Source organism: Rhizobium sp. BR 315, from assembly GCF_050577975.1.
Taxonomy (GTDB): domain Bacteria; phylum Pseudomonadota; class Alphaproteobacteria; order Rhizobiales; family Rhizobiaceae; genus Rhizobium; species Rhizobium miluonense.
Genome location: NZ_JARWKZ010000148.1, coordinates 1 through 747, shown reverse-complemented (window position 1 = coordinate 747; position 747 = coordinate 1). Strand labels below are relative to the sequence as shown.

Genomic DNA, 747 nt, shown 5'->3' with positions numbered 1-747 from the left:
GCAAAACAAAATAACTTAATGTTATTTGAAGCAATTACAACCATCCATTTGCCAAACTATCAAATTATAAAAGAAAATATCAATAAAATTGGGCAAATAAAGCTTGTCCAATGCAACTATAGTCAATATTCCAGCAAATATAATGCATTGCTTGCCGGCGAGATACCAAACGTCTTTAATCCGCAGTTCTCTGGCGGCTCTCTCGTTGATATTAATATCTATAACTTGCATTTTGTGATGGGTCTCTTTGGTACCCCAGAGAAACTGAGCTATACCGCCAATAAACATTCAAATGGTATCGATACATCTGGCGTCCTGTTATTAACTTATCCAGACTTTATTGCCGTGTGTGCCGGTGCAAAGGATACTCGCAGCGAGAACTTTGTGATGATTCAAGGAGAAAAAGGCTATATTCATGTTGAAAACGGAGCAAATGGCTGCAGACGGGTAATTCTTCACAATGACGAAGCTAAGACAGAATTTAATGAGCAAACATCTATGAACAATTTATACTATGAACTGCTCAAGTTTAATGACATCTATAAAACGAAGGATTATAACCGCTGCTATAGCTTGCTTGATTATAGTCGTTCTGTTATGGAAAAAGTGGTAGAAGCGCGCATGGACGCTAATATTATTTTCGCGGCAGATAATATTTAACAAAAAAGAAAGCTGAAATTTTTTTCAGCTCTCTTTTTCTTGTTGAAGTAATAAGGAATTCATGTACAATACATCAAAAATATAAAC

At 35.7% G+C, this 747-nt stretch carries 1 protein-coding gene; it reads left to right on the top strand.

Going from position 1 to position 747, the window contains the following annotated elements:
* Positions 1 to 660, top strand: a 660-nt coding sequence (locus QD409_RS35450) for a Gfo/Idh/MocA family protein (protein ID WP_430765039.1), incomplete at its 5' end; no start/stop codon positions are given.
* Between the last annotated feature and the right edge of the window lie 87 nt (positions 661 to 747).